Raw genomic sequence first — 26,073 nt, 5'->3', positions numbered from 1 at the left:
TTTCCCCCTGAGCCGTTTCTCGGTCATACTCCTCTTATTCTAAAGGAAAGACTCGCAAAAAGAAAATGCAGCACTACTCCGAGACGCCTAGGACATGTCGCTCGATCCCCGCAAGGTCAGGAATGATTAGAATGTTCTTCCAGTGACCTGCCTGTTCCAGCAGGCCAGCCACGTCTCTGGCCTGTCCCATCCCCAGCTCAAACCCGATTAGCCGGGGTGGGGTCTGAAGGAGCCCCAGTTGCTCCAGCATTGCCCGATACGGGCCAAGCCCGTCAGGACCTCCATCCAGCGCCATCCGCGGCTCATGGTCGCGCACCTCCGGCTGCAAGCCAGCGATGTCAGCAGCCGGGATATATGGCGGGTTGGACACGAGGATGTCTACCGCCGTTCCCGCAAACGGCGCCAACAGATCGCCCTCGCGGAATTCTATGACTGCGCCGTTCGCAGCGGCGTTCTGGGCCGCCATTTCGAGCGCAGCAGCAGAAATATCCCCCGCCGCCACGTGCCAGCGCGGCCGCTCAGCCGCCAGTGTCACGGCAATCGCGCCGCTGCCCGTACCGATGTCGAGCGCGTGCGGAGCACCGCTCGGCCACAGCCGGTCGCCGTGCTGGAGTATCGCCTCGACGAGCAGTTCCGTCTCGGGGCGCGGAATCAGCACCGACGGTGAAACCGCGAACGGGCGGCCATAAAATTCCTGCTGTCCGATAATATACTGCGCCGGTTCACCCGCAGCTTTGCGGGCGATGATCCGTTCCCATGTGTCCTTGACGGAGGAAGGGAACGGATCGCCCAGAGCGGCGTAAAACCTCGTACCTTCCAGTCCAAGCACATGTTCCAGCAGCAAGCGGGCATTATGCTGCGGCTCCAACACGCCGCAACTTCCTAAAAAAGAAGAAGCCTCAACTAAGGCTTCTCTGACACTCATGTTCCGTTCCGGCGGCATCCGATACACACAATCGCGTTCGTTCCCCAAAACTTAAACCTCTTGTTCCATCAAATCAGCCTGCTCTGCAATCGTGAGTGCTGATACGATTTCTTCGATCTCTCCGTTCATCACCTGGTCCAGCTTGTGCATGGTTAAACCAATGCGATGATCCGTTACACGGCTTTGCGGGAAGTTGTAAGTACGTATACGCTCACTGCGGTCTCCAGTACCTACTTTGCTCTTACGCTCGCCTGCATATTTGGCTTCCTCTTCCTGGCGCATCATATCCGAAATACGGGCACGCAAAACTTGCAGCGCCTTCTCCTTGTTGGAGTTTTGGGACTTGCCGTCCTGGCAGGTTGCCACAATACCTGTTGGCATATGCGTTACACGCACCGCCGACTTGGTTGTATTAACGGACTGACCGCCCGCACCGCTGGAGCAGAAAGTATCCACGCGGATATCCTTGTCTAAAATTTCGATATCCACTTCCTCTGCCTCAGGCATCACGGACACCGTGGAGGTAGACGTATGAATACGTCCGCCAGATTCAGTTGTCGGAATCCGCTGTACACGGTGCGCGCCACTTTCGAATTTCATTTTGCTGTATGCACCGCGTCCGTTAATCATGAAAATAACCTCTTTAAAGCCTCCAAGGTCATTCATGTTAGCATCCATCAACTCTACACGCCAGCCTTGGGTATCTGCATAACGCGTGTACATCCGGTACAAGTCCGCTGCAAACAGCGCGGCCTCGTCCCCACCCGCAGCACCACGAATTTCGATAATAACGTTCTTATCATCGTTCGGGTCCTTCGGCAGCAGCAAAATACGAATTTTCTCGTCCAGCTCCCGCTTACGGGCACTCAGCTCTTCAATCTCCATTTTGACCATTTCACGCATCTCGTCGTCCAGCTTTTCTGCCTGCATGGCTTTAGCAGCGTCCAGCTCCTCAACGACAGTTTTATATTCGGTATATGCTTCATAAGCAGGCTGTAAATCAGACTGTTCTTTGGAATAATCTCTAAGTTTTTTGCTATCGTTCGCCACATCCGGATCGCAGAGCAGTTCGCTCAGTTTATCGTAGCGGTCCGCCAATGATTGCAATCGGTCCAACAAGCGATTCACCTCTTCAGTTAAATTAATATGAAACCAGCTTTAAATTCACTGGCTACAGCTCTTTATTATAACAACTATTCGATTAATTAGCTACATAAAATACTTGCTAATTTAGGATTTTGCAAAATTCCGCAAATCGATTGAAGTCGAATAAACAAAATCTCGCTAAAGAGTTGAATAACAAACTCTCAACTAATAAAAGAAATGCGAATCAAATATAAAAAGCCGCCGCCCGGGACAGGCAGCGACTACGTAATTGGTACATGCAGGCAACACATATATCATTACTTAATATGTTTGTATATAAACTCTGTTTGTTATACGCCGAGATGCATACTAAACATTAAAACGGAAATGCATTACGTCTCCGTCCTGCACCACATATTCCTTGCCTTCCAAACGAAGCTGACCACGTTCCTTGGCCCCGTTCATAGATCCAGCAGCGACCAAATCATCATAGGATACAACCTCAGCGCGAATAAATCCGCGTTCAAAATCCGAGTGGATTACGCCCGCAGCGCCAGGTGCTTTTGTTCCTTTGTGAATAGTCCATGCGCGTACTTCCTGCACACCTGCTGTGAAATACGTATACAGTCCCAACAAGCGGTAAGCTGCTTTGATCAGACGGTTCAGACCGGATTCAGCCAGCCCCAGCTCCTCAAGGAACATTGCCTTGTCTTCGCCTTCCAGCTCAGCAATTTCAGCCTCTACTTTGGCGCTGATCGGTACCACTTCAGCATTTTCCGCCACTGCAAATTCACGTACCTTTTGCACATATGGATTGCTGTCAGCTTCCGTTACACCATCTTCGCTGACATTAGCCGCGTACAATACAGGCTTCATTGTAAGCAAATGAAGGTCGCGTATAATCAACTTTTCGTCTTCTGACAATTCTACGCTACGTGCAGGTTTGTCAGCATACAGCGATTCCTTGATCCGTTCCAGTACTTCAACCTCTTGGGCATACTGCTTGTTGCCGCCCTTCATGTTTTTGCGGGAACGTTCAATGCGCTTGTCTACACTTTCGATATCCGCCAGAATCAATTCCAGATTAATCGTCTGAATATCGCTGATCGGATCAATTTTGCCGTCCACATGGGTAATATTCTCATCTTCAAAGCAGCGTACCACATGAACAATGGCATCTACTTCACGAATATGAGCCAAAAACTTGTTGCCCAAACCCTCGCCTTTGCTGGCACCTCGTACAAGTCCTGCAATATCAACAAATTCAAAAGCCGTTGGTACCGTTTTGTTCGGTACTACCAGTTCAGTCAGCTTATCCAGCCGCTCGTCCGGTACTTCAACGACCCCTACATTAGGGTCAATTGTACAAAATGGATAGTTTGCGGATTCCGCCCCCGCCTGCGTTATTGCGTTAAACAGTGTTGATTTGCCCACGTTCGGCAGACCCACGATCCCCGCTTTTAAAGCCATAATCAGAACAACTCCCGTTTATATAAAATATGCGTTATACCATCTGTTAGTTTACCAACCCACATTATATAGGAGAACCTATACATGCGGCAAGCATATGACTGTGAATTTAGGGTTTTGCTGCATCCCTATTTAGATTTCTTTATTTAGATTTCCTTGCTCATCTGGATATCCGTAACCCGATAACCAGACTTGCGATATACATGTAAAGCCCGCTCATTATGCCCAAATACATGCAGACCGATGCGAACCGCACCCAGCTTCCGAGCTTCTTGTTCCAACGCCTGCATCGTCAACGTACCCAGGCCTTGCCCCTGATATGAATCGTAAACGAGAATATCCAGCAAAAAGGCCTCTTTGCCCTGCGTACCTTCTGTAATATTGAACCAGATATATCCCACTTCCTCTCGGCCCTGACCCGCACTAGCTGAATACTCAAGCATGTACAGGTGAGCATGGGGCGTGTCTAGCCTTTGCGGCAAATATGTTGCAAAGCTCTCCTTTGCCCGTTCCGGTGCCTCTTCCACCGTCCACGTGCCTGCCTGGATTTTCTCCTCCGCATAATCCGCGAGTGAGCGTTGCTCAAAGCGTTCATACTGCTCTGCGTTCATCGGAACCAACTTAATGAATCCACTCATCCGTTCGCCTTCTTTCTTAGTCTGGTCGTGTCTTTAAGACCTTCGATCCCAGCAACTCCGATGCCAAACATGACTGTGCGCAATTCCAGCTCTACTTGCTCCAATCGCGCTTCCAACGCCTCGCTGGAGGTGACCGCCGAGCCAAGCAAAGAGCGACCGAAGCCTGCCATGTCGGCGCCCAAAGCAAGTGCCTTCGCAGCATCGACACCGTTTTTCAGTCCACCGCTACCGATCAGAGTGCCATTAGGCTGAGCTGCTCTAACCTCCACGATACAATCAGCGGTCGAATTGCCCCAATCCGCAAATGCCTCTGCCGCTGCACGGCGTACAGGATCAGGATTACGAAATTTCTCCACCTGGCTCCAGCTTGTCCCGCCCGCACCAGCCACATCAATAAAAGCGGCGCCTGCATCATATAATCTCGATGCCGTCTCACCATCTATGCCCCAGCCTACTTCCTTCACGCCTACTGGAACCGAAAGACGATGACACAACTCTTCGATGCGCTCAAGCAGCCTGCTAAAATCCAAATTCCCTTCAGGTTGGAATATCTCCTGCAATCCGTTCAAATGCAGCACCAACATATCCGCTCCGGCAATTTCCACTGCACGTTGGCAATCATCCACGCCAAATCCGTAGTTCAGCTGCACTGCACCCAGATTAGCAAGGATCGGGATGCTGGGTGCCAGACGGCGAACCGCAAAAGTTGAGGCCAATTCTTCTTTTTCCACCGCAGCTCGTACCGAGCCGACACCCAGCGCCCAGCCACGTCTCTCTGCTGTCTCTGCCAATCGCTCATTAATCGCTCCTGTCTCGGCGCTGCCACCTGTCATCGAACTGATGAGCAGCGGTGTCCGTACAGTACGTCCCATAAAATTGGTATCCAGACGCACCTCGTCAAAGTGTAGCTCCGGCAAAGCGCAATGCTTAAAGCTATACCGCTCCAGCCCACTGGTGATACCATGTCCGGCCACATCTTCTTGCAGACAAAGGCGGACATGCTCAATCTTCCGTTCACCTGTCTGTGCGGCAGGTAACAAAGAACCGGATCTGTTCGAGTCGTCAGGTGATCCTTTTTTATTTTCTGTATTACTCATCTATGTTCCACCTCATCCAAAGTCACTCTGTTTATTCCATCAGGTTCGTGAAGCACAAATAAGACCGTTCCCGAACACGGTAACCGATCTATTTATCGTCTCATATATCAAATATCTAAGCCCTTAAAGCACTATTTTAAGATATTTTCATTGTATCATGGATGGAAAAATATATACATGACTGTGAACATTTTTTCTTGCCTATGGGATGAAAAGCAGCACCTGCTTAAGATGCAGCTTTTCTACAAAATGCCCCTGCGAAAGCGGGATCCCAATCACAGCAGGATAAAGGTCATCACAACCTCCTTTAGCTCTTCATCGAATCAGGTATAGGTGTAATATTTTCTTGTGGTTCCTTCGTCCGCCCATGTCCAAATTTGAAAACGAGAATACCGCCAATAATGACGATTACACCGATCAACTTATTGAAGGTAAACGGAATCTTTTCTAATCCCAGCCATCCTAACGAATCCCACAACAGAGCGGTACCTAATTGTGCCGTCAATACGATGGAAATCGCATAGGTTGGGCCCAGTCGCTTCATTCCTTGCACCAGACAGAACACAACGCCAACACCAATCATGCCACTGAACCAATACCATAGCTGCATATGATGTAAAGCAAATGTATTTTTCCCTTCAAAAATAAGACTCCCAAGCAAGGAAGCCAAGAAGCCCGTTCCCAGTACCAATGTCGTTGTGGCCCATGAACCTGTCCGCTCATTCACCTTATTATTGAATATCGTTTGCAGACTGACCAAAGCACCTGCGATAACTGCCAATATGAGCCCTAATAACATGTTTACCTCTCCCTTGATAGTCCCTTTATTGTGCTGCTCTACTTCAAAGCACTATGATTACAACGATTCATAAATATTATGGCCTGCCAGTTCACTCAAACCTTTTCTGTCCTTAATGACAATATAGCCTTTTGCCCGTTCAACCAATCCCTCTTCAATCATCTTGCGAATGACACGGTTAAGGTGTCTGTAACTGGTTCCGATCAAATTCGCCACATCCACCAGACTAGATGCCCGTAGTTCCTCATGAAAGGCAGAATTGGATTCGTCAAAAGAAACAGATAGCAGGTAGCTCGCCAGCCTGACTTCCACCGGATACATAAGGTTGAAACTGGAGAAATCAGAGTCCAGACAAAACTTTCGCGTGACAATATCCAATAGAAATTGCAGCAAAGGAGCATAATCTCTGCCGTACTTATTCATCCATTGGTGATGGACACCAATCACATAGATCGGCGACACTGCCTCTACTGTATTGATGACGTGACTATTACGAATATATTCAACATCTCCTATGACCTCGATCGGGGTTTTGAAGCAAAGGATCAGAGTCTTCCCTTCTGTAGAGCTGGTAAAAATTTTGACCTTGCCCTGCACCAGAATATACAGATGTTCAATGGCGTCTCCCTGCGAACAGAGCTTTTCCCCTTGCTCCAAACGATACAGCGACAAATAGGGATGTAGTGGCTCGTAGAGTATGGATTCCAACTGATGCAGATGCAAAAAATACTTTAGCTGCTCTTGATCCTGTATTTCCCTCATTCCTCAGCTCACCTTCAATTCTACGTTCTAAGCTTTTTCTATAATAATGTTTTATTTTAGAGCTTTAGAATAATGACACCCGCGATCATCATACCAATACCTATAAATTGTGGCAGCTTCATCTTTTGCTTCACAATGCCAAACCATCCCTTGATGTCTACCAGAAATGTTAAGCATAACTGAGCAATCAACAGCGCCGAGATCGTGAACGTGACCCCAATATGTTGAATGGCGGTGACTTCACTAAATATAATGATAGCCGCAAAAGCACCACCCCAAAGATACATCGGCTTTACCTGTTTCATTTCAGACACACGGCCATCCTTTGTAAACATCCAAACTAATGCTGCCAAAATAAAACCTATTAGCTGAGTAACGGCAGCCGCCTGCCATGTCCCGATATCCTGACTAATCCGTGTATTCGCTACCCCCTGTAGCGTAATACAAGCGCCTCCCAGAAAAGCAAACAAGATTCCTCTCATAAATCGTTATTCTCCCCATGTAAATGACTTTTGTATCTATTTAAGTATAGGTCAGCCTGCCTATAAAGGACATATGTCCTCAATTAATTAATAAAACGTTCTCCATTTCATTCTGTTCAGCATTCCGCTTCAATCCTGTGGACTTGCGGTAATAATTAGACAGTATCTATTTCATAATCTGCATGTTCGGACACGATAAGATGAATGCAGCATTTAATTAAGGAGCTGATCGTCGTATGACTAAACAAAATCCGCTGCATTCTGTGCCGGAATATCAAAGAAAAACCGTGCACAAGGGCCGTGCTCTTAAAATCGCTATTCTGCTGCTTATCCTCTGGCTGATTGCCGTCATGCTGTATCAGACCCATAAACCCTTGCCTCCGTTCGTCTCTTATGAAAGTCAGGAGTATTCAACAAACGAGGTAAACTTTTGGACGGATTTGACCTACCCTACTGGGGATGGAAGCACTGTACAACATGAAGGGCAAATTTTGAATCGTATGCTCGGCATCATTGATGAAGCCCAGCAATTTATCGTCATTGACCTGTTTCTGTTCAACGATTATAAGCATAAAGGCCAGCATTTCCCCGAAGTTAGCGCACAAATGACTAATCATCTTATCGCCAAAAAGAAAGCTTATCCTGAGATGCCTATCTTTTTCATTACAGATGAAGTCAATACCAACTATAATTCTGCTCCCAATCCTTTGTTGGAGAATATGAAGCAAGTAGGAATTCAGGTCGTACAGACCGATGTAGACCCGTTGCGGGACTCCACGCCTATCTATTCAGCGGTGTGGCGTACCTTTTTCCAGTGGTTCGGGCAGCATGGCACAGGCTGGATTCCCAATCTGATGGCCAGTGACGGACCTGACGTTACGGCTCGCTCTTATTTAAAGCTGTTAAACGTCAAGGCCAATCACCGAAAATTGGTTGCCAACGAGCAAACTGCTCTCATTTCTACAGGTAATGTTCACGATGCAAGTGCCTATCATTCCAATGTTGCCCTAGAAGTGAAGGGACCGATCATCGGAGATATTTTACAAACAGAGCAGGCGGTATTGGACTTCTCGGGCGGAGGGCAACTTCCTGTCTACACACCTCAAGCAGAGCCCCTAGTCCCATCAGGTAAGGACAGCTACCGGATCAAATATCTCACTGAAGGCAAAGTGTATGCCTCCGTTCTGAATGGCATTAAGCAGACGAAGCAAGGTGACAGCATTCATATGGGCATGTTTTATTTGGCTGATCGCAAAATATTGAATAGCCTGCTGGATGCCTCGGCACGCGGCGTAAACATCCAATTGCTGCTAGACCCCAATGAAAACGCGTTCGGGCAGGAAAAAATAGGCATCCCTAATCGTCCTGTTGCCCAAGAGTTGTCCGATAAATCGGATGGAAACATTCAAATTCGTTGGTATCATACTACCCATGAGCAATTCCATACGAAGCTGATTTATATTGCCAAGGCACAAGGAGAGCATTTGATTTGGGGTGGCTCTACCAATTTGACTCCCCGTAATTTGGATGATTTAAATCTGGAGAATGAACTGTGGGTGGCCGCTCCGGCGGACAGCAAGCTGACCCGACAGGTGGCGGCCTATTTTGATAAGCTGTGGAATAACCGGGGAGCTGAATACAGTCTGGATCTGGCGGCTTACGAGGATCATTCAACATTTTGGAAAGATATTGTATACCGTCTCCAGGATATTTTGGGCTTTACTACATTTTGACTATAGGATCTGCTACCTTATCCACAGCTCTTCATTTGTGCATTACAGCAGCGGTGAAAGCAGCCGAGCCAGCGATTCCATCAAACGTTTGAACAGACGTTTTTTCATGAATTCCTCGCGTACGATCAAACTGGCATTCTGCAAATCTCGCTCATAGTCGGTCACCATCTGCTGCACACTGTGTGTTTGAATCAACAGAGCGTTCACTTCAAAATTCAGATGGAAGCTGCGCATATCCATATTGGCTGTCCCAATAGTCGCAACTTCCCCGTCAATAATGAGAAGCTTGGAGTGAAGAAATCCTTTTTCATATTCATATACCTTGACTCCCACCTCCAGCAACGATTGGAAATACGAGTGGGATGCGAGAAAAGGCAGCCATTTATCCGGTTTCGCGGGAAATAGAATACGCACATCCAACCCGGATAGAGCAGCCATCCGTAAAGCAGTCAGGATATCTTCATCCGGGATAAAATAAGGAGTGGCAATCCAGACGGATTTTCGAGCGGATGTGATCATGGAGAAGAATAGATTTTTAAGCACTCTCCGCTCATTGTCTGGTCCGCTGGCAATAATCTGTACGCCGCCATCCGTGATCGGTTCAATATCGGGAGACAGATATTCGCTATCCAGTACCGATTCACCCGTCATATGAAGCCAATCCTGTAAAAATATAAGTTGCAACGTCCGCACAGCTTCGCCCTTCACAATCATATGCGTGTCACGCCAAAAGCCGTAGGCTTTGTTGCGGCTGAGATACTCATCTCCCACATTTAGGCCACCGATTAATCCAATATTACCGTCGATAACTACAATTTTACGGTGATTACGGTAGTTTACCCGACTGGAGAAGAACAAAATCCGAGCGCCTCCGTATGCAACAACCTCTACTCCTGCATCTTTCATTTCCTTCAAAAATGCCTTCGATAACTGAATACTACCGACTGCATCGTACATAAACCGAACCTTAACACCCGCTTTAGCCTTTTCAATCAAAATTTTCTGAATGCTGGTACCGATATCATCCGAGCGGAAAATGTAATATTCCATATGGATATGATGCTGCGCCTTGCGCAGTTCTTCGAGCAGCGTGGAGAAGGTTTCATCTCCATTATTCAGAATCTGGGTTTCTGTCGCAAAATAAATCGGGGAGCGGGCCAATCTCCGGGCCAGGCGCATTAACTGCTGCTGCTCATCTGTAAAGCAGGTCAGATCTCGTTTGACCCGCAAAGCATCCTTTTCGATACGCTCATACGCCTGTTGGTCACGCAATGCCTTTTTGTCATACTTACGGCGCTTGAATACATTTTGCCCAAATAAAAAATAAAGAGGAAGTCCAACGACTGGCAACAACGCCAGCAGCAAAATCCATGACATGGTGGTGGAAGGATTACGATTCTCCGTGAAAATAATCAGACTTATGGAAATAACCGTCAGAGTAGAGAAAATACTGATGACAGTTCCTTCATTTTTACCGATGTAATTAAACAAGCCAAAATAATAAATAATAAACACCATAGCCGCGATCAATACGGCCAGTAAGCTTCGCCTCATAACTAACCTCACTTCCAATGGACTGCATTTGAACAGGTATTCCTCATTATATTGTACATGAGCCCCTTATTTCTTCCCACTTTTTTATTTAAATGTTGAATAAAAAAATCCAGAGTACATAACGAAATGTCGATGGGTTGACACTTACTTTTTTTCATGTGAAAATAAACTAACGAACGTTAGGTAGGTGATGATAATGGGAATGGAAGAGATTCGAAAGGCCGCTCTTTTCCAATTTGCCACCAATGGGTATGAGGGAGCATCCTTGAGCAGTATTGCCGCCGAGGTTGGAATCCGAAAACCGTCTATATACGCGCATTTTCAGGGTAAGGAGGATTTGTTTTTGCAGGTGGCAAGTTACGCGTTTCAAGAGCAGAATTTACGTATTTTTGAATACTTTACGGAACGCAAAGAACAGTCGCTGGAGCATACACTGCATAATTTCTTGTTCTGGATGGAACAGGAATATGAGGGCAACAACTCAGCCAAGTTTATGCTTCGTTTTTCCTTTTTTCCACCTGTATCTTTATATAACGAGGTACTGAATATTGTGAATCCTTTTCTGGAACAAATGGAGCGAAAATTAACTCGTCGCCTCCGAAATGTACGGGATCGGGAACCCTTTGGGCATATGGAGCCAGCGGATGTGGCTTTAGGCTACATGACACTGGTGGATGGAATTATAGTAGAGCTGCTTTACAGCGGAAGCACCAACTACCACCGAAGGCTAAACGCTGCATGGCCTATTTTTTGGCGTGGAATTACGTTAACTTCACCTCGTTAAAGGTGAAGTTAATGTAATTGTAAAATTATACTGAATTGAGGAGAAATTCATCATGAACCGCAGTTGGATTTACGTTTTTGTTGGAGGCCTGATTGAGGTCGTATGGGTATCAGGTTTGAAGCATGCAGATTCTGTACTCACCTGGGCTGTAACTGTGCTGGCTGTGGTGGCCAGCTTTTATTTAATCATGAAGGCTGCAAAGCGTCTGCCTGTAGGAACGGTGTATGCTGTATTTACCGGACTGGGGACAGGGGGAACCGTCGTAGGTGAAATGCTGCTATTCGGGGAGCCGTTTCAATGGTCCAAAACACTGTTAATCGCCCTTTTGCTAGCGGGTGTGATCGGCTTGAAGTTAGTTACCGATCGTGACGCTCAGGAAGGGAGTGGTGCATAATGGCTTGGATTGCATTGGTTATCGCGGGATGCTCGGAAGTGCTTGGAGTCATCGGCATGAAGGGAGTTACGGTCGGCAAAGGGTGGAAGGCTTTAGCACTTATGATCTTATCCTTTATTCTTAGCTTCTCTCTGCTCAGCTACGCCATGAATAGTTTGCCTATGGGAACTTCCTATGCCGTATGGACAGGCATTGGGACCGTCGGCAGTACGATTACAGGCATGTTCCTGTATGGCGAGCAAAAAAGCGTACTGCGTGTTTTGTTCATCGCCATGATTCTTGCCGCAGCATTGGGCTTAAAGCTGATTTCTTAAGGAGTGATGCCTTGTGATTACCACCGTAACACTTAACGCGGCAGTAGATAAAATCTACACGGTTGCAGGCTTTGGATTGAATGCCGTCCACCGCATTGAAGGCGGCCTGACGGTGCCAGGCGGCAAGGGCGTGAATGCCGCTCGTGTCATTCGCACACTAGGTCAGCCTGTACGAGCGACCGGATTTGTGGCCGGACACACCGGACGGCTACTCATCGACGGCTTGAGCGCGGAAGGCGTAAACGCCGATTTCATCGAAACGGCACACGGGGAAACCCGTCTCGCCATAACCGTGCTCGACCCGGCTGCCCGCACGCAGACCGAGCTAATTGAGAGCGGCCCGACCGTGGGGCCGCTTGAACTAGCCGCGCTGCGGCGCAAAATCGCGACCCTTGCCGAGAATTCGGCTTGGGTCGTTCTCTCCGGCAGCCTGCCACCCGGCTGCCCGCCCGATCTGTATGCCGAGCTGTGCACGCTGGCGAAGGCGCGCGGCGCGCGGGTGGCGCTGGACGCGAGCGGCGAGGCGCTGCGCTTGGGACTGCGCGGAAAGCCCGACCTCGTGAAGCCTAACGAGGACGAGGCCGCCCGCTTCGCGGGAATCGACGCAGCGCGTCCAGATGCCGCTGAAGCGGCAGCATCGCAGCTGCTGGAAGCAGGAGCGCAGCTGGCCGTCATCTCGCTCGGCGCACGCGGGGCGCTGGCGGTAACGCGCGATGCGCGCTACCGTGTGAGCCTGTCGGAGGCGGACATTGTCAGCGCGCTCGGCAGCGGTGACGCCATGGTCGCCGGAATGGTTACCGGCGCGGCGGCGGGCCTGGATCTCCCTGCCATGCTGCGGCAGGGAGCGGCCTGCGGCACAGCGGCGGCTCTGCATGCCATGGCCGGCAAGATCGAGCTCCAGGACGTGGAGCGTCTGAAGCAGGGAATTACGGTGACGCTGGTGTAATTCAGCGTCACTTTTTTCATCCAACCATTCACCTAATTTAATGTCACGAATAACAGCTTTACTGAATGTTTTGTTCCAAATATGCGTTTCTCTGCTGACCTACAACAAAACCCTGTTTTCCAGTATATTTTTCATACAAATATGCGATTTCGAGGGGCCCAGCTTAACTAGAGAATCCTGAAACTCTGCAATTTCTTCTACAGACGAACTTTGTACCTTAATGAGATAATTAAATTCCCCACTGATGCGGAATAAATCGGTAACTTCCTTCGCCGCCTTACAAAAATCAATCAGCTCTTGGCAATGTTCTGTCTTTACCAGAATAAACGTTGTTGTCCCCCGATTCAGTTCCCGTAAATTAAATACAGCATTATATCCAGAAATAATCCCTCGTTCTTCAAGCTTGGTCATTCTTTCTTTAACGGACGGCTGTGACATCGAAATTTCTTTACTGATTTGGGAAATCGTTATTCGGGCATCATGCTGTAGCAATTTCATGATTTTGTGGTCTATATCGTCCATCTGATGCTGCATATCAAGCACCTCCTGATCAAATTTAAAAAGTAATGTTTTTCATCCAAATTAGATTTTATTTAATAACTAATATCGTATAAAAATCTTATTTTAAATATATATGTAGCACATAATAATTCATATAATAAGGTTATCGAGGATATTGATTTTGATATGTCTCTATCGAGCAAAAAGTAGTTCAAGAGCTATTGAAAAGATCCACTTCCCAGGGAAAGTGGATCTTTTTTGTATTCCATTCCTCTGCGCCTTATTCCCTATGGAAAAATTAAACTATTTGTAAGTATATCCGATATATTGATTATCGCTTGGTTAAAGGAGTAGATTATCATTTCAATTGATTTCAATGTGTACTGGTTTCATTTTAGCTCCGATCTGCTCATGCCGTTGTTCAGCTTGATCGGTCTGCTATTCATCTATTTTGGTTTTAAAACGATCCGTCGCCATCGTTATCGTAAACGCCACTGGGTCCGTACCAAAGGGCAAATCGTTGACGCGCATATCGAAGTAGATATCGATGTCGTTCCCTTTGACCGTGATGATCCGGTAGATACCAGCTACACCCGCCGATTAAAGGTACGCTTCTATACAGCTTCAGGTGAAGTCGTGGAATTCTGGAATCCTTATAGTACCAATCTCAGCCTTAACCGGGTTGGCAGCAAGATTAAGGTATTATACAATCCGGCTAACCCTCGGGACGCCCGAATTGCTGGCGGCTTAAATGGTGCAGGCTGCCTGGCCTTTATGTTGTTTTTGATTGGTGTCCCCTTTGCTTTGAGCGGGGTATTCGCTTTATTAAAATTTTTCTTCTAACAAGGATCGGGTCACATACTGGTCATAAAATTTATCGCCATATAAAAGGCCAGACCCAAAATGATCAGTGCCGATATTTTATTGAGCACAGTACCAAACTTTCCTTCTGAATCCATACGTCCTACAAGGCGTCCCGCCGTTGCCAGACCCACAAACCATATCCACGATACTGACACAGCGGCCAGACCGAAGGCCCAACGTTCCACGCCGTTATATTGCAGGGAGCTGGTTCCAATTACACCAACCGTGTCGAGTATAGCATGTGGATTCAGTAGTGATACCGAGGCGGCAAAAATCATCTGGCGTTTCGGCAGCATCGGCTGACTTTCTCCCGAGGAAGCAGCCTTCGATCTCCAAAGAGTCCAAGCCATATACAGCAAGAACAAACAGCCCGCCGCATAAAGCACATTCGTGAGCCATAGAAATTGCTGCAAAACAAGGGATACACCCCCAACAGCAAGTGTGATCAGAATGGTGTCACAGACACCCGCTGTAATGACAGCAGGCAGTGCATTGCGAAACCGCGACTGAGACGCCCCCTGATTAAACACAAATACATTTTGTACCCCTAAAGGCAAAATCAATCCCAATGCCAATAAAACGGCATGTATAGTAGCTTCCAGCATGTTATGTACTCCCCCAAATTCATTGCTTAATATTCTCTAAATGCTTCTAATCCTTCCGGAACTGCTCTAACACAAGCTTGTAATCCTGAGGATTATTCATGTTGAACACGGCATTGTGCCATATATTCTCAGTCACTCCCGGCATATCCGCTATGGTTGCATACCGAACATTCAACGTTTCCAACCATTCGGTGAGACGAAGCCGTTTATTCCGCAAACGTTCCTCAGCAGATGGCAATACGCTCCGATGATACACTCCCAGCAAAGGATGCATACGTCCGGCCACAGAAGCAATTACCGCTTGCAGTGGTGATTCCGCTGCTCCTTTGGATGCCGCCCACTTCTCAGTTAAAACAAGCAAGGCTTGCAGCACTTCCAGCTGTACAAAAGGCATATCACAGGCCACGACTATTCCCCATTCCGTAGTAGATGCAGATAATCCTGCATGAATACCACTCAAGGGCCCCATACCCGGATAGATATCAGATACAGCTTCCATACTGTCCTGTTCATATCCTTGATCGTCACGAGTGACTACTATCACTCGTTGGGTCGCCTGCTGCAATGTAATATATGTCCGTTCAAGCATAGTAGCTCCTTCAATCTCTAGCAGAGCCTTATCCTGCCCCATTCGGCTGGAACGTCCTCCTGCGATGATAATACCAGTCACTTCCACTAAAAACTCCTCCTTTTTTCCAAAAACAATCACAAATATGCATATGGAATTTTGGACAAAATTGAAATTTACATAATTGTAATTTTATTGGTTTGTTAACCCTTTCAACACATGATACATTGGAATAAAGAACATTCCCACAGATCGACATCGGTGCGTAGTTCTCTATCGGGCTAAGAAAGGAATGGCTTGTCTTGCAAAAGAGAGAAATTCAAGAGACTCCCCTATATTCCCTAAAGCTATATAACTTTTTTCTATATGGAGCTATGGTCATCTTTTCCAGCTTCTTCCCGTTGTATTTGCAAGATATCGGTATGGACAAGCTGGAAATCGGGAGTCTGATGGCCATCGGACCTTTTGTATCTGTATTCGCGAACCCTTTTTGGGGATATACAAGCGACCGGAGCCGAAATCTCCGACGTATTCTACTATTTATGATTATAGGTACACTGTTACTGCTACAAGCTTTATTTCATGTTCACACGTATGTCATGATTTATGTGTCGATGATTGGCTTTTACTTTTTTCAAAGTCCGTTATTTGCCCAAAGCAATACCCTGATTCTCAGTTATATTGAGGGCACAGACCGGAAATTTGGTTCATTTCGCATATGGGGTTCTTTCGGTTGGGCTGTGACTGCGGCAGTTGCCGGCATCGTTGTTGACCACACAGGAGTATCCAGTATATCCACCATCTTTACGATACTTCTTCTGGCTGCATTGATCTGCACCTTGGCAATCCCACCACTGAAAAGCACTGTGGAGACGGCAACCATTCATTTACGTGGCTTTGGCAGTATTTTATTAAACGGATACTTTATATCCTTCATTTTGTTAGGCATCCTTGTATCGATTCCTAATTCAATCAACGGCGCCTTTATGTCCTTGTACATCACCGAACTGGGTGGGTCCAAGCTGATGCTTGGTTTTGCCGTTTTTATGTCATCGGTATTTGAAATTATTGTCTTTTTAATGTTTGATCGCTTCTTGAAGAAAAAAATGACCGTGATGGTCGGCTGTTTGGCACTCGTCAGTTTGCTGTTTGCCTTACGTTGGGAACTCATGGCTCTGGCTACAGACCCGATTCAGATCGTGTTCATTCAAGCACTTCATTGCGTCACCTTCGGTGGATATTTCTATGTAGGCACCCAGTTGACCGTCCTGTTCACGCCTGCAGCATATCGATCATCCGGACAGGCCGTATATACCTTGACCTGGAGTGGTATATCCGGTATCGTAGCAGGTTTCGCGGGAGGTTGGCTATTCCAGAACTTCGGTGGTGAAATGATGTACCATGCAGGTGTCTTCTTCGCCCTGCTTGGCTCTGCGGGATTCGCTATCATGTGGTATATGCTGTACAAGAACGGCTACCAGCCAGGACATGGCGGCGAGCATAAACCAATAGAAGAAGCACCACAACGACAATAGAGTGTCTTCAAGTCAATGGTCATGTTCTGAAGAACGGGTATGCGTAAAATAAAGGAGTCTGCCGTTGGCAGACTCCTTTTTCACTTGGCCGCACGAAGCAACCATCCGTCCCACTTTTCCAACATCTTATTGCTTAGGCAATTGGAAAGAGCTTTTCAATGATACCACACGGTTAAATACAGGCTCACCCGGTTTGGAAAGCTTCGGATCTACACTGAAATAACCATGACGGAAAAATTGGAACTTGTCCTGCGATTGTGCTTCTTTCATATTCCGCTCCACATAGCCATGAGCAATTTCCAAAGAGTTCGGATTTAATTGATCAAGGAATGTTTTTTCCGATCCATCCTCTTCCAGCACCTCTGGTTCCTCTGCGTTAATCAATGGCTCATACAAACGGAATTCGGCCGGAACAGCCTGAGTAGCCTCTACCCAATGGATTGTCCCTTTCACTTTACGTCCCGTAAAGCCTGATCCGCTCTTGGTTTCTATATCATAAGTACAGTGAATCTCCGTTACATTACCTTCCGCATCCTTAATGACATCGTTGCATTTAATGAAGTAAGCATGCTTGAGACGCACTTCATTACCAGGGAATAAACGGAAGTATTTGCTCGGCGGATTCTCCATGAAGTCCTCACGCTCGATATAAATTTCACGAGAAAACGGAATTTGGCGTGTTCCAAGTTCCGGATTTTCTGTATTGTTCTCCGCCTCCAGCATTTCCACTTGTCCTTCAGGATAGTTCGTAATGACCACCTTCAGCGGATCTATAACTGCCATCGTACGGGGTGCCTTAAGCTTCAAATCCTCACGTGCAAAATGCTCCAGCACCTGCAAATCGATGACTCCGTAGGCTTTGGAAATGCCTGTTTCATATACAAAACTGCGAATGGCCTCTGGCGTATAGCCGCGACGACGCAAACCAGAAATGGTCGGCATCCGCGGATCATCCCAGCCATCTACGTGTTTTTCATCAACCAGAAGCTTGAGCTTACGTTTGCTGGTTACCGTTTGAGCTAGATTTAGCCGTCCAAATTCATATTGATGAGGTACGTTTTCCATCTCGCATTCAGCTACAACCCAATCGTACAGTGGGCGTTGATCTTCGAACTCCAGCGAACAAAGCGAATGCGTTACGCCCTCAATCGCATCTTCCAGCGGATGCGCATAGGAATACATCGGATAGATGCACCAGGTATCGCCTGTATTGTGATGGGCTGTGTGTGAAATGCGGTAAATAACCGGGTCACGCAAATTGATGTTTGGCGAAGCCATATCAATCTTGGCACGCAGCACCTTTTCACCATTCTGGTATTTGCCTGCACGCATCTCTTCAAACAGCTTCAAATTGTCTTCCACGCTGCGATCCCGATAGGGGCTGTTTTGTCCCGGTTCTGTCAGTGTTCCGCGTGTTTCACGAATTTGGTCCGCACTTTGGTCATCTACGTAGGCTTTCCCCTTTTGAATCAGCAGGATAGCACGCTTGTACATCTCTTCAAAGTAATTGGAGGCAAAATGTTTTTCCTCCCATTCATAACCAAGCCACTTCACGTCCTCCTGAATGGAGTTTACGTATTCCGTGTCTTCCTTCGCCGGATTGGTGTCATCAAAACGCAGGTTCGTGCGTCCTCCGAATTCATCTCCCAACGAGAAATTAATCCAGATGGCTTTAGCATGTCCAATATGCAAATATCCGTTTGGTTCAGGTGGAAAGCGTGTAACAACCTCCTTTACCTTACCCGTACGTAAATCCTCTTCAATAACATTTTTAATAAAATTGGGGGGAGTAATCGGCTTCTCCACGCTAATCAACCTTTCTTCCGTATAATCTGTGTATAACCTGTTCCCTTAAATATACCCTTTCACACCGCATAACTCAATAAAATGAAAATCGGGACGCTCTCTTCAGCAAAAAAAGATGCAAGTTATGAAAAAGAGTTAACATTTTCGGCAAATAAATTCGTTATAGTGTATATATCTTTTATTTTACCGGAAAAGGAGACCCACCCGTGTTTAAGCTGTTGATCGTCATCCTGCTGTCTATGCTGCTGCCCTCTTCCGTTATGACTTCCGATCATCCTTCTTCAAGCATGGTGACCGAAACTGCATTATCTCATGCGCTGGCTAGCGCACCAGAAGACTCAACTGTCCGCCTATACGCCGTGAGCCCGTCCCAGGGACTCTTTCATTCAGCCGTACTGGAAATCGGCCAGCAGCGCCGCACATTCCAGTGGTCGGGCTCAGCGGATATTTCCACCGCACCACAGTTATTTTACAGAGATGTAAACGAAGATGGGATCCGTGAAGCCGTTGTAATTCTCACACGTGCCTCGGGAACGGGTGTGGAATTGCAGGAGTTGCATATTGTTAACGTACAAACAATGGAGGAATATGCAGTTGAATCAGCAGCAAATGCTGTATCTCAGCGAGTACATAGCTCCGTGGAGCTACGTGACCACAACCGCCAGGTGCATATCGCTGTTATGATTGACGGTACTACACACACGATGGACCCCAAAGCGTCCGTATTTTATGATGATCCAGCCCAATTTACAAAGCATCTCGATTTTAGCTCTGTTGTAATGTATGACGCCGAACAGTTCCCACTGCATGCCACTGTATCTGGTAGCGTATCGCCAAGCGAATTTGTAGGGGATTTGGATCTGAAATATGTATATGAGCAGGGGCGGTTCCGGGTGGGACCTATAAAATTTGAAGCTTCCTCTCCCTTTTGACGACTCTCGCAGAATAAGGTAGCATGGGATTAAATGCTAGACTGGCTGGTTTAGCGATTTTCCGAGTGAAAGAGGGGATTAATCATGTTTACATATGCGTTGGACGAACGCACAGTCCTTCGGCCGCTCACCAAGGAGCATGTGCAGCCTCTGTTTGAGCTGATCGAAATGTCCCGTGACCGTCTGCGTCAATGGCTTCCATGGGTAGACTCCACCACGGAAATCAGCCATACAGAGCAGTTCGTGCAAGGCGCCTTGAAACAAGCCGCAGAGAACGGTAGCCTGACCGCTGGAATTTGGATAGACAACGAGCTCGCTGGCATCATCAGCTACCATGAGATCAATTGGGCCCACCGGTCGGTTAGCATCGGATACTGGCTTGGGCACGGTTACGAAGGACAGGGTCTCATGACCAGTGCCTGCCGCGTATTCGTCGAATATGCGTTGATGGAGTTGGACTTGCATCGGGTCGAAATCCGTTGTGCAACGACGAACCGCCGCAGCCGCGGTATTCCAGAACGCCTGGGCTTTGTGCTCGAAGGCATTGTACGCGAAGCAGAGTTGCTGCCAGATGGCTATATGAACCACGCAGTGTATGGTATGCTCCAGAATGAATGGAAGCAACTTCGATAACATAGTACTGCACAACAACGCCGCAGGCCTGATCAGGTCTGCGGCGTTGTTGGTTATGAGCTGGACATCACAACCGAATGTTGCTGCCTGTCTGGAGCCTCCGGTCTATTTTAAGAAATAGGCCATTAGAACATCATCCACGAATTGGCCTGCGATATAAAACTCGTCATGCAGGCGCCCTTCAATTGCAAAACCGCACTTTTCATAAAACATAAGGGCTTCCGTGTTACAGGAGAGTACACGCAAACTTAACTTGCGTATGCCCTCCGCAGCTGCAATCTCCTTCATGGAGTTCATGAGCGCCGTCCCAATACCTTTGCGATGATAGTCTGGACGTACAGCTATATTTATTTCGAGTACATGACAATTACTAGCCAACAGTGTTGGAGGACGAAATCCAATATACCCGCAGAGCACTTCCTGTTCGATGGCGACCAGTTGAGAGCCTGGAGGCGTGTTGCGCAGAAACTCTCCGCGCGACTTCCATGACAGCGAAGCAGGAGCCGTGCGTTCATTCCATACCAGTTCATCCAGCGCAATCAGATCAGGAGCATCCTTCATCTCCGAATGACGTATCGTCAAAGGTTGACTTGTAAACAATTCCTTTCAATCCTTCCTGTGAAGGCTTTCCTGAAGCAATAACTGCAACCAGCTGTCACCTATTGTACCATAATAAAAGCTCATTATTGAACTTTTATCGGGACTTAAGGACTGGGAACATCCACCTAAGAAGGAGTAGTATCCAAATTATCCAAATCATGCCGAAAACGGTTCAACCAGCTATGCAGAATGAAAAACAGAATGGATAATACGGCTACGCCTAATGCCAGCCAAAGTGTGGGCGGTAACCCACCGCCATCATATAACTTCCCCATAATATAAGGTCCCATCACCCGTCCGGCTGCGCCAATGCCCCCTACAAGTCCAATGTAAAAAGGTGCACCCCGACCTCCATGATCAGACAGGAATGCTGGAACCGCAGGTGCGATCAGCATTTCTCCTAGAGTCGCCAGTACCATAGCGAATATCATCCCAGTATAGTTCTGTGTGCCCAGTATGACAATATAAGCTGCCAAATAAAATCCTCCAGCCCATGTCATTTGCGCCGAAGCGTGATGAGCGTACAGCCGTTTGATCCAGAAAATAATAGGTTGTGCGGCAAAAATAAGAATACCATTCAACGTCCATAGTAGCCCATACATCGTTTTAGGCAAGCCCTGTTCAATAATATAGGGAGAGACTCCCGTATTCCAGATCGAATTACCGAACCACAAAAAAAGTGAGCCTAACCCCACAAAGAGATACAGCCTGGTATCACGAAACAGCAACCGAGCTGGTATTTCTTCTCTTTTCATCACAGACTTGCTGAGCTGAACTTCCCCCTCTTCCCGATCTACTCTGCTTAGATACGACCAGAAGAATCCGGCAAATACCGCAGAAGTCACCCCGTTCATGACAAAGCTGAGCTGATAGGAAAGGTCGGCCAGAACGCCGCTCAGTCCCGTTCCGAGTGCCACCCCAATATTGTTCGCGACATAAATGATATTAAACAGCTCTCCACGTCGGTCAGCAAAACGAAAACCTACAAAGGCCTGAATCGCAGGCACAGATACCACATTAAAAAAGCCGATAAAGCCCATCATGATGACAAAAGCTACCCAATGACCACTGGTAAATGGAAGCGAGAGAAGTCCCAACGCATTCATGGCCAGTGAGCCGACAATCAGTTTCTTGGCTCCAATACGATGATAAAGGGCTCCGCCCAGCACTTGACCAAAAATCCCGCCTAAAGACTGCACTAAAATCGCAATCCCCGCATCTCCCATACTACGGTTTAGTTCGTCGAATACATACATGCTAACGAGCGGCCACATGAGGGAACTTCCTGCGGAATTAATCAGGCTGGCAATGAGAAATACTTTTACTTCTTTCGGATAAGACTCCAACCATTTCATATATTTTGCTTCTCCTTTTGCACCTGACGCCATTAAAGGCATATTCTCATTGGCGCTTCACATTCACCACCGTTGAGAAAAAAGTAGCCCCCTGCCCCATATCCGACAGCCGGTCAGAGGTTAACGCATTGGCACGCTGTCTGCGTCCTTTGCCTTTCCACCATAATCCTTGGCTAATCACCGTGCCGGGCAGCATCAGATCGGTAACCTTGGCTTTCAATTCATACATTCCCCTGTCATTCCAGACGGTAACCGGATCACCATCTGCGATGTCTCTTGCCTGAGCATCCTCCGGGTGAATTTGCAACAAAGGCTCCCGCTCCAATCGCTGATGCTTGGGCAAATTAGCAAATGTAGAATTCAAAAAATTATGGTTTGGCGGTGAAACAAACATCAATGGAAAACGGTCATCCGCTTGCGGCCGATGCTCTCCGTCATACCCTTCGATCAGCGGTACATAGGAGGGCAATGCGGGCAGACCTGCTTGTTTCATTTTTTCCGAATACAACTCAATCTTGCCTGAAGGCGTAGTTAGACGCTCCAAATAAGTAGCCTTTGGCGTCATATCAAGCTTTACAAAAGGCGACTTTTTTAAGGCATCCAAGGTTACACCATTGAGATAAGGGTTCGTTGGATTATCAAGCGCGCCTGCGATCATATCCTCTTCACTTTCTGTAAAGGCAGCTTCATCAAAGCCCATTGCCTGTCCGAGCAGGCTAAATAGCTCATAATTGCTTTTGCTTTCCCCAAGCGGATCAATGACAGGCTTCTGCATCTGGATATAGTGGTGCCAGTACGATTTGTATAAGTCTGTTCCTTCAAAAGAAGACGCAGCAGGCAGCACAATATCTGCATAGCAGGCCGTATCGGTAAGGAACAGGTCATGAACAACCGTAAACAGATCCTCTCGTTCAAATCCCTCCGTCACCCGTTCCGAATCGGGTGCTACAACTACCGGGTTACTACAATATACAAATAACGCCTTAATCGGTTGTTCCTTCTGTAGCAGCGCCTCTCCAATCCGGTTCATGTTGATCACCCGGGCATCCGGGTTCTGTCGCAGATCAGGACGCTCCAGATGGGCGCTGTTAATCTTGGCATAAGCACCATTGGAGCGCGACGCTCCCCCGCCGTGTTTCAACCATTGTCCAGTGAGTGCAGGCAAGCATGTAACTGCACGTACGTTCATACCGCCATTATCATGATGCTGAAGCCCATTTCCGATATTAATATAGGCCGCTCGCGCCTTCCCGTACATTTCCGCCAAACGGATAATATCCTCTTTCGGCACGCCGGTAATCTGCGAAACCCGTTCTGGTGTATAGGTCTTAACATGCTCGCTCAGTTCCTCGTGACCTACGGTGTAGCGACGTAAAAATTCGTCGTCTGTCAGCCCCTGATCAAACAGCACATGCATAACCCCCAGCGCAAGCGCCGTATCCGTTCCCGGATATAAGGGAATGAACCAATCCGCCCATTGTGCCGTCCGGTTGCGATGGACATCAATAACGACCACCTTAGCACCTTTTTTACGTGCTTTCTCAGCCAATACGACCTGATGCATGTTGGTGCTGATGACGTTTCCGCCCCATACAATAATGAGCTCTGCATCCTCTGTGTCCTCCGGGCTTGTGCCGCCCTTAAATCCCATAACGGATGCCCAGCCTTCATTCCCAGCCACACTGCAAATCGTCTGATCCAGTTGGCTTGAACCCAGCGCATTGAAAAAGCGACGATCCATTCCATCCACACTCAATACACCCATATTGCCATAAAAGCTGTAGGGGAGAATGGATTCCGGTCCATCCGTACGTATCAGCTCCTTGAACCGACCTGTAATGGTATCGACCGCCTCTTCCCAGCTAATTCGTTCAAACTTCCCTTCCCCTTTGGCGCCTACACGCTTCAACGGATAAAGCACCCGATCCGGATCATATACTCGCTCGGTCATATTCCGGACTTTGTTGCATATAGCCCCTTTGGTAATGGGATGATCCGGATTACCAGTCACCTTGACTATCTTTCCATTTTCCTTGTGAAGCAGGAGCCCACACGTATCCGGGCAATCCAACGGGCATACGGCCGGAAAAATACCGTTCTGCTGCTCCGTCATCCGCTGTCCTCCGTGTAAGTTGTGTTGAAGTGTGGCCTCAAGAGGCGCACTATTGCGGTGATCCATGGTGTTAATGCTCCTTTCCGTTACCGTTTCCAAAAATTACACTGTTCTTATCATATCTACAGCTTTGGCCTATGGCAAGAGAAGGATTTTACCACACAGCATCTCTCCAAAATATATAAAAATCCGCCTGCTGTATAGAGCAAAACGGATTTTAAAAATCATAATTATTTTTTTATCATTCTGTTTCATCATTACATACCCAGGGTAAAAGAGATCAAGGCATTATGGACGAGAGCACACTCATCCTCCATGCCAAATCATGGACCACTCCCAAAAAAATCCGCCATGACAGGTTTCGTTCCCCCGGGCCTGTCATGGCGGATTTGCTTTGTTCATTGCTTCATAAAGTAACGTGATTATGCATGATCACTCAACGGATTGGATGCAACGGAAGGAGTAATTTGAGATTCATTCACGGAATGTGTGTTGGTTTGAGTTTTTTTCAGATAGGCCAGCCAGTAGGCTCCAGCCACAAACAGACTGCCTCCTACCAAATTCCCCAACCAGACCGGAATGAAATTCATAACATACTCTGCCCACGAAAAATGACCTGCAAAAATAGCCGCCGGAATGAGAAACATATTGGCTACAACGTGCTGAAATCCAATAGCAACAAAGGCCATGGTCGGGAACCAAATTCCCATAATTTTGCCGCCGATGGAGTCTGTGCTATAAGCCATCCATACAGCCAGTGCTACGAGCCAGTTACATCCTATACCTGATATAAAAGACTGCAAAAAGCTTTCATGCAGCTTATGCCCTGCCATATCCACCACTTTATCCAGGTAAGGACCCGTTTCGGTCAAGCCCAGAACATGCCCGAAGAAAAATGCAACAAATAATGCACCTGCAAAATTACTGAGCGTAATAATCGCCAAATTACGAAGCATGGCTCCTGTCTTAATTCGTCCTGCCCATCTCGCCAAAGGCACTGCCATCATATTGCCGGTCAGCAATTCCCCACCAGCGATCAAAACTAACACCAGACCTACAGGGAACACCGCAGCTCCAATAAAGGTAGCAATGCTTCCCCATTCTTTAGGTGCACTTGCAATAACGCGTATATCCAGCAAAAACCCGAGTGCAATAAATGCACCTGCCAAAAATCCCAATACTACCGCCACAGTCCACGGGTTGTTCGCCTTGGCCACTCCTGTTTCCACCGTCTTTTCGGCAATTTGCCCCGGTTTATAGCTTGCCATCTGCCCCCGCTCCTTTAATATCTTTTAAACAAAATATTCTTCTTTTATATTTTATTTAAAATCAGTGATTTTGTTTGTGAAAAAAATCACTTTCTAAAGTGTAAAAAAAACAGCCCTTGGATAAAGGACTGTTTTTCTATTTTATTACATCTACTGCGCTACTACGCGCTTTACATTTAATTGTATTCTTCCTTTTCAACAGCTCTCAAGAACCAAAGAACTCCGCCCAGACCGACGGCTGCAACAACTACAAGAAAAAGGATATAAAACAAATCCATTATAAAGTCTCCCCCTAATCCTTATGCTCTC

General features: G+C 47.2%; 26 protein-coding genes. 9 read left to right on the top strand and 17 right to left on the bottom strand.

Annotated elements, in window-relative coordinates:
• Positions 1-73 precede the first annotated feature (73 nt).
• From prmC to C0638_RS09935, 8 genes are all read right to left on the bottom strand, one after another.
• A complete protein-coding gene (gene prmC, locus C0638_RS09970; protein WP_058711473.1) occupies positions 74-973 on the bottom strand; it encodes a peptide chain release factor N(5)-glutamine methyltransferase in 900 nt (299 codons plus the stop codon).
• Between the two features lie 3 nt (positions 974-976).
• Positions 977-2,044 (bottom strand): peptide chain release factor 1, encoded by a 1,068-nt coding sequence (gene prfA, locus C0638_RS09965; RefSeq protein ID WP_013373454.1) that lies wholly within the window; start codon positions 2,042-2,044, stop codon positions 977-979.
• Positions 2,045-2,380: 336 nt separating this feature from the next.
• Complete coding sequence (ychF, locus tag C0638_RS09960) at positions 2,381-3,481, bottom strand: redox-regulated ATPase YchF (RefSeq protein WP_013373455.1); 1,101 nt, start codon at positions 3,479-3,481, stop codon at positions 2,381-2,383.
• A gap of 146 nt (positions 3,482-3,627) precedes the next feature.
• The gene (locus tag C0638_RS09955) at positions 3,628-4,119 is read right to left on the bottom strand and encodes a GNAT family N-acetyltransferase (protein ID WP_025675607.1); all 492 of its coding nucleotides are present in this window, start codon (positions 4,117-4,119) and stop codon (positions 3,628-3,630) included.
• Positions 4,116-5,216 carry a type 2 isopentenyl-diphosphate Delta-isomerase gene (gene fni / locus C0638_RS09950; protein WP_058711288.1) on the bottom strand — a complete coding sequence of 367 codons (1,101 nt, stop codon included), beginning with the start codon at positions 5,214-5,216 and terminating at the stop codon, positions 4,116-4,118. The genes C0638_RS09955 and fni overlap by 4 nt, the downstream gene beginning before the upstream one ends.
• Positions 5,217-5,523: 307 nt before the next feature.
• Entirely contained in the window at positions 5,524-6,015 is a 492-nt protein-coding gene (locus tag C0638_RS09945) for a DMT family transporter (protein ID WP_013373458.1), read from the bottom strand.
• Between the two features lie 57 nt (positions 6,016-6,072).
• The gene (locus tag C0638_RS09940) at positions 6,073-6,777 is read right to left on the bottom strand and encodes a Crp/Fnr family transcriptional regulator (protein WP_040102692.1); all 705 of its coding nucleotides are present in this window, start codon (positions 6,775-6,777) and stop codon (positions 6,073-6,075) included.
• A gap of 56 nt (positions 6,778-6,833) precedes the next feature.
• Entirely contained in the window at positions 6,834-7,259 is a 426-nt protein-coding gene (locus C0638_RS09935; protein WP_013373460.1) for a DMT family transporter, read from the bottom strand.
• 236 nt (positions 7,260-7,495) lie between these two features.
• On the opposite strand from C0638_RS09935, the gene C0638_RS09930 reads away from it, so the two are divergent.
• Positions 7,496-8,992 carry a phospholipase D family protein gene (locus C0638_RS09930; protein WP_013373461.1) on the top strand — a complete coding sequence of 499 codons (1,497 nt, stop codon included), beginning with the start codon at positions 7,496-7,498 and terminating at the stop codon, positions 8,990-8,992.
• A gap of 42 nt (positions 8,993-9,034) precedes the next feature.
• Here the strand turns inward: C0638_RS09930 and cls are convergent, their stop codons facing one another.
• Positions 9,035-10,546: a cardiolipin synthase gene (cls, locus tag C0638_RS09925; RefSeq protein ID WP_013373462.1), complete on the bottom strand. Its 1,512-nt coding sequence runs from the start codon at positions 10,544-10,546 to the stop codon at positions 9,035-9,037.
• Positions 10,547-10,742: 196 nt separating this feature from the next.
• Between cls and C0638_RS09920 the strand changes: the two genes are divergently transcribed.
• The 4 genes from C0638_RS09920 to C0638_RS09905 are packed head-to-tail and all read left to right on the top strand — an operon-like array spanning position 10,743 to position 12,984.
• Positions 10,743-11,330 carry a TetR/AcrR family transcriptional regulator gene (locus tag C0638_RS09920; protein ID WP_040102690.1) on the top strand — a complete coding sequence of 196 codons (588 nt, stop codon included), beginning with the start codon at positions 10,743-10,745 and terminating at the stop codon, positions 11,328-11,330.
• Between the two features lie 52 nt (positions 11,331-11,382).
• Positions 11,383-11,724, top strand: a complete 342-nt coding sequence (locus C0638_RS09915) for a DMT family transporter (RefSeq protein WP_016822861.1) — start codon at positions 11,383-11,385, stop codon at positions 11,722-11,724.
• Complete coding sequence (locus tag C0638_RS09910) at positions 11,724-12,038, top strand: DMT family transporter (protein ID WP_013373465.1); 315 nt, start codon at positions 11,724-11,726, stop codon at positions 12,036-12,038. Before C0638_RS09915 ends, C0638_RS09910 begins: the two co-directional genes overlap by 1 nt.
• A 13-nt stretch (positions 12,039-12,051) precedes the next feature.
• Positions 12,052-12,984 carry a 1-phosphofructokinase family hexose kinase gene (locus tag C0638_RS09905; protein ID WP_058711287.1) on the top strand — a complete coding sequence of 311 codons (933 nt, stop codon included), beginning with the start codon at positions 12,052-12,054 and terminating at the stop codon, positions 12,982-12,984.
• A gap of 99 nt (positions 12,985-13,083) precedes the next feature.
• Here the strand turns inward: C0638_RS09905 and C0638_RS09900 are convergent, their stop codons facing one another.
• Positions 13,084-13,518 carry an Lrp/AsnC family transcriptional regulator gene (locus C0638_RS09900; RefSeq protein ID WP_013373467.1) on the bottom strand — a complete coding sequence of 145 codons (435 nt, stop codon included), beginning with the start codon at positions 13,516-13,518 and terminating at the stop codon, positions 13,084-13,086.
• Between the two features lie 345 nt (positions 13,519-13,863).
• Here C0638_RS09900 and C0638_RS09895 point away from each other — a divergent pair, with 345 nt between their 5' ends.
• The gene (locus tag C0638_RS09895; protein ID WP_040102687.1) at positions 13,864-14,328 is read left to right on the top strand and encodes a DUF3592 domain-containing protein; all 465 of its coding nucleotides are present in this window, start codon (positions 13,864-13,866) and stop codon (positions 14,326-14,328) included.
• Positions 14,329-14,339: 11 nt separating this feature from the next.
• Here C0638_RS09895 and C0638_RS09890 read toward each other — a convergent pair whose 3' ends face one another.
• Both C0638_RS09890 and mobA read right to left on the bottom strand, forming a co-directional pair.
• A complete protein-coding gene (locus C0638_RS09890; RefSeq protein ID WP_025677564.1) occupies positions 14,340-14,954 on the bottom strand; it encodes a LysE/ArgO family amino acid transporter in 615 nt (204 codons plus the stop codon).
• A 46-nt stretch (positions 14,955-15,000) separates the two neighbouring features.
• Positions 15,001-15,630, bottom strand: a complete 630-nt coding sequence (gene mobA / locus C0638_RS09885; protein WP_025677563.1) for a molybdenum cofactor guanylyltransferase — start codon at positions 15,628-15,630, stop codon at positions 15,001-15,003.
• A 194-nt stretch (positions 15,631-15,824) separates the two neighbouring features.
• Between mobA and C0638_RS09880 the strand changes: the two genes are divergently transcribed.
• Positions 15,825-17,057: an MFS transporter gene (locus tag C0638_RS09880; protein ID WP_058711286.1), complete on the top strand. Its 1,233-nt coding sequence runs from the start codon at positions 15,825-15,827 to the stop codon at positions 17,055-17,057.
• Between the two features lie 126 nt (positions 17,058-17,183).
• Here the strand turns inward: C0638_RS09880 and C0638_RS09875 are convergent, their stop codons facing one another.
• A complete protein-coding gene (locus tag C0638_RS09875) occupies positions 17,184-18,863 on the bottom strand; it encodes a glutamine--tRNA ligase/YqeY domain fusion protein (RefSeq protein ID WP_013373473.1) in 1,680 nt (559 codons plus the stop codon).
• A 206-nt stretch (positions 18,864-19,069) separates the two neighbouring features.
• Here C0638_RS09875 and C0638_RS09870 point away from each other — a divergent pair, with 206 nt between their 5' ends.
• Together C0638_RS09870 and C0638_RS09865 are read left to right on the top strand one after the other, a co-directional pair.
• Positions 19,070-19,795, top strand: a complete 726-nt coding sequence (locus tag C0638_RS09870) for a hypothetical protein (protein ID WP_058711285.1) — start codon at positions 19,070-19,072, stop codon at positions 19,793-19,795.
• An 84-nt stretch (positions 19,796-19,879) separates the two neighbouring features.
• Positions 19,880-20,428 (top strand): GNAT family N-acetyltransferase, encoded by a 549-nt coding sequence (locus tag C0638_RS09865; RefSeq protein ID WP_013373475.1) that lies wholly within the window; start codon positions 19,880-19,882, stop codon positions 20,426-20,428.
• 105 nt (positions 20,429-20,533) lie between these two features.
• Here the strand turns inward: C0638_RS09865 and C0638_RS09860 are convergent, their stop codons facing one another.
• The 4 genes from C0638_RS09860 to C0638_RS09845 form a co-directional block, all read right to left on the bottom strand.
• Complete coding sequence (locus tag C0638_RS09860; RefSeq protein ID WP_025677558.1) at positions 20,534-21,028, bottom strand: GNAT family N-acetyltransferase; 495 nt, start codon at positions 21,026-21,028, stop codon at positions 20,534-20,536.
• Positions 21,029-21,153: 125 nt separating this feature from the next.
• The gene (locus tag C0638_RS09855) at positions 21,154-22,383 is read right to left on the bottom strand and encodes an MFS transporter (RefSeq protein ID WP_040102685.1); all 1,230 of its coding nucleotides are present in this window, start codon (positions 22,381-22,383) and stop codon (positions 21,154-21,156) included.
• 46 nt (positions 22,384-22,429) lie between these two features.
• Positions 22,430-24,562 carry a molybdopterin-containing oxidoreductase family protein gene (locus C0638_RS09850; protein ID WP_058711284.1) on the bottom strand — a complete coding sequence of 711 codons (2,133 nt, stop codon included), beginning with the start codon at positions 24,560-24,562 and terminating at the stop codon, positions 22,430-22,432.
• A 356-nt stretch (positions 24,563-24,918) separates the two neighbouring features.
• Positions 24,919-25,764, bottom strand: coding sequence for a formate/nitrite transporter family protein (locus tag C0638_RS09845; RefSeq protein WP_013373481.1), 846 nt, complete (start codon positions 25,762-25,764; stop codon positions 24,919-24,921).
• Positions 25,765-26,073 lie beyond the last annotated feature (309 nt).

It is taken from the genome of Paenibacillus sp. lzh-N1, from assembly GCF_002872435.1.
In the GTDB taxonomy this organism is placed as follows: Bacteria; Bacillota; Bacilli; order Paenibacillales; family Paenibacillaceae; genus Paenibacillus; species Paenibacillus polymyxa_C.
The sequence above is the reverse complement of the archived record's forward strand: the minus strand, read 5'-3'. Positions and strand labels throughout refer to the sequence as shown.

Excerpts from the sequence above, each read along its gene's own strand:
- C0638_RS09920 (WP_040102690.1), top strand. The coding sequence starts at position 10,743 with ATGGGAATGGAAGAGATTCGAAAGGCCGCTCTTTTCCAATTTGCCACC.
- C0638_RS09855 (WP_040102685.1), bottom strand. The coding sequence starts at position 22,383 with ATGAAATGGTTGGAGTCTTATCCGAAAGAAGTAAAAGTATTTCTCATT.
- C0638_RS09940 (WP_040102692.1), bottom strand. The coding sequence starts at position 6,777 with ATGAGGGAAATACAGGATCAAGAGCAGCTAAAGTATTTTTTGCATCTG.
- C0638_RS09890 (WP_025677564.1), bottom strand. The coding sequence starts at position 14,954 with ATGCTGGAAGCTACTATACATGCCGTTTTATTGGCATTGGGATTGATT.
- C0638_RS09930 (WP_013373461.1), top strand. The coding sequence starts at position 7,496 with ATGACTAAACAAAATCCGCTGCATTCTGTGCCGGAATATCAAAGAAAA.
- cls (WP_013373462.1), bottom strand. The coding sequence starts at position 10,546 with ATGAGGCGAAGCTTACTGGCCGTATTGATCGCGGCTATGGTGTTTATT.
- C0638_RS09865 (WP_013373475.1), top strand. The coding sequence starts at position 19,880 with ATGTTTACATATGCGTTGGACGAACGCACAGTCCTTCGGCCGCTCACC.
- C0638_RS09945 (WP_013373458.1), bottom strand. The coding sequence starts at position 6,015 with ATGTTATTAGGGCTCATATTGGCAGTTATCGCAGGTGCTTTGGTCAGT.
- fni (WP_058711288.1), bottom strand. The coding sequence starts at position 5,216 with ATGAGTAATACAGAAAATAAAAAAGGATCACCTGACGACTCGAACAGA.
- C0638_RS09910 (WP_013373465.1), top strand. The coding sequence starts at position 11,724 with ATGGCTTGGATTGCATTGGTTATCGCGGGATGCTCGGAAGTGCTTGGA.
- ychF (WP_013373455.1), bottom strand. The coding sequence starts at position 3,481 with ATGGCTTTAAAAGCGGGGATCGTGGGTCTGCCGAACGTGGGCAAATCA.
- C0638_RS09955 (WP_025675607.1), bottom strand. The coding sequence starts at position 4,119 with ATGAGTGGATTCATTAAGTTGGTTCCGATGAACGCAGAGCAGTATGAA.
- C0638_RS09900 (WP_013373467.1), bottom strand. The coding sequence starts at position 13,518 with ATGCAGCATCAGATGGACGATATAGACCACAAAATCATGAAATTGCTA.
- C0638_RS09935 (WP_013373460.1), bottom strand. The coding sequence starts at position 7,259 with ATGAGAGGAATCTTGTTTGCTTTTCTGGGAGGCGCTTGTATTACGCTA.
- C0638_RS09915 (WP_016822861.1), top strand. The coding sequence starts at position 11,383 with ATGAACCGCAGTTGGATTTACGTTTTTGTTGGAGGCCTGATTGAGGTC.
- C0638_RS09850 (WP_058711284.1), bottom strand. The coding sequence starts at position 24,562 with ATGGATCACCGCAATAGTGCGCCTCTTGAGGCCACACTTCAACACAAC.
- C0638_RS09845 (WP_013373481.1), bottom strand. The coding sequence starts at position 25,764 with ATGGCAAGCTATAAACCGGGGCAAATTGCCGAAAAGACGGTGGAAACA.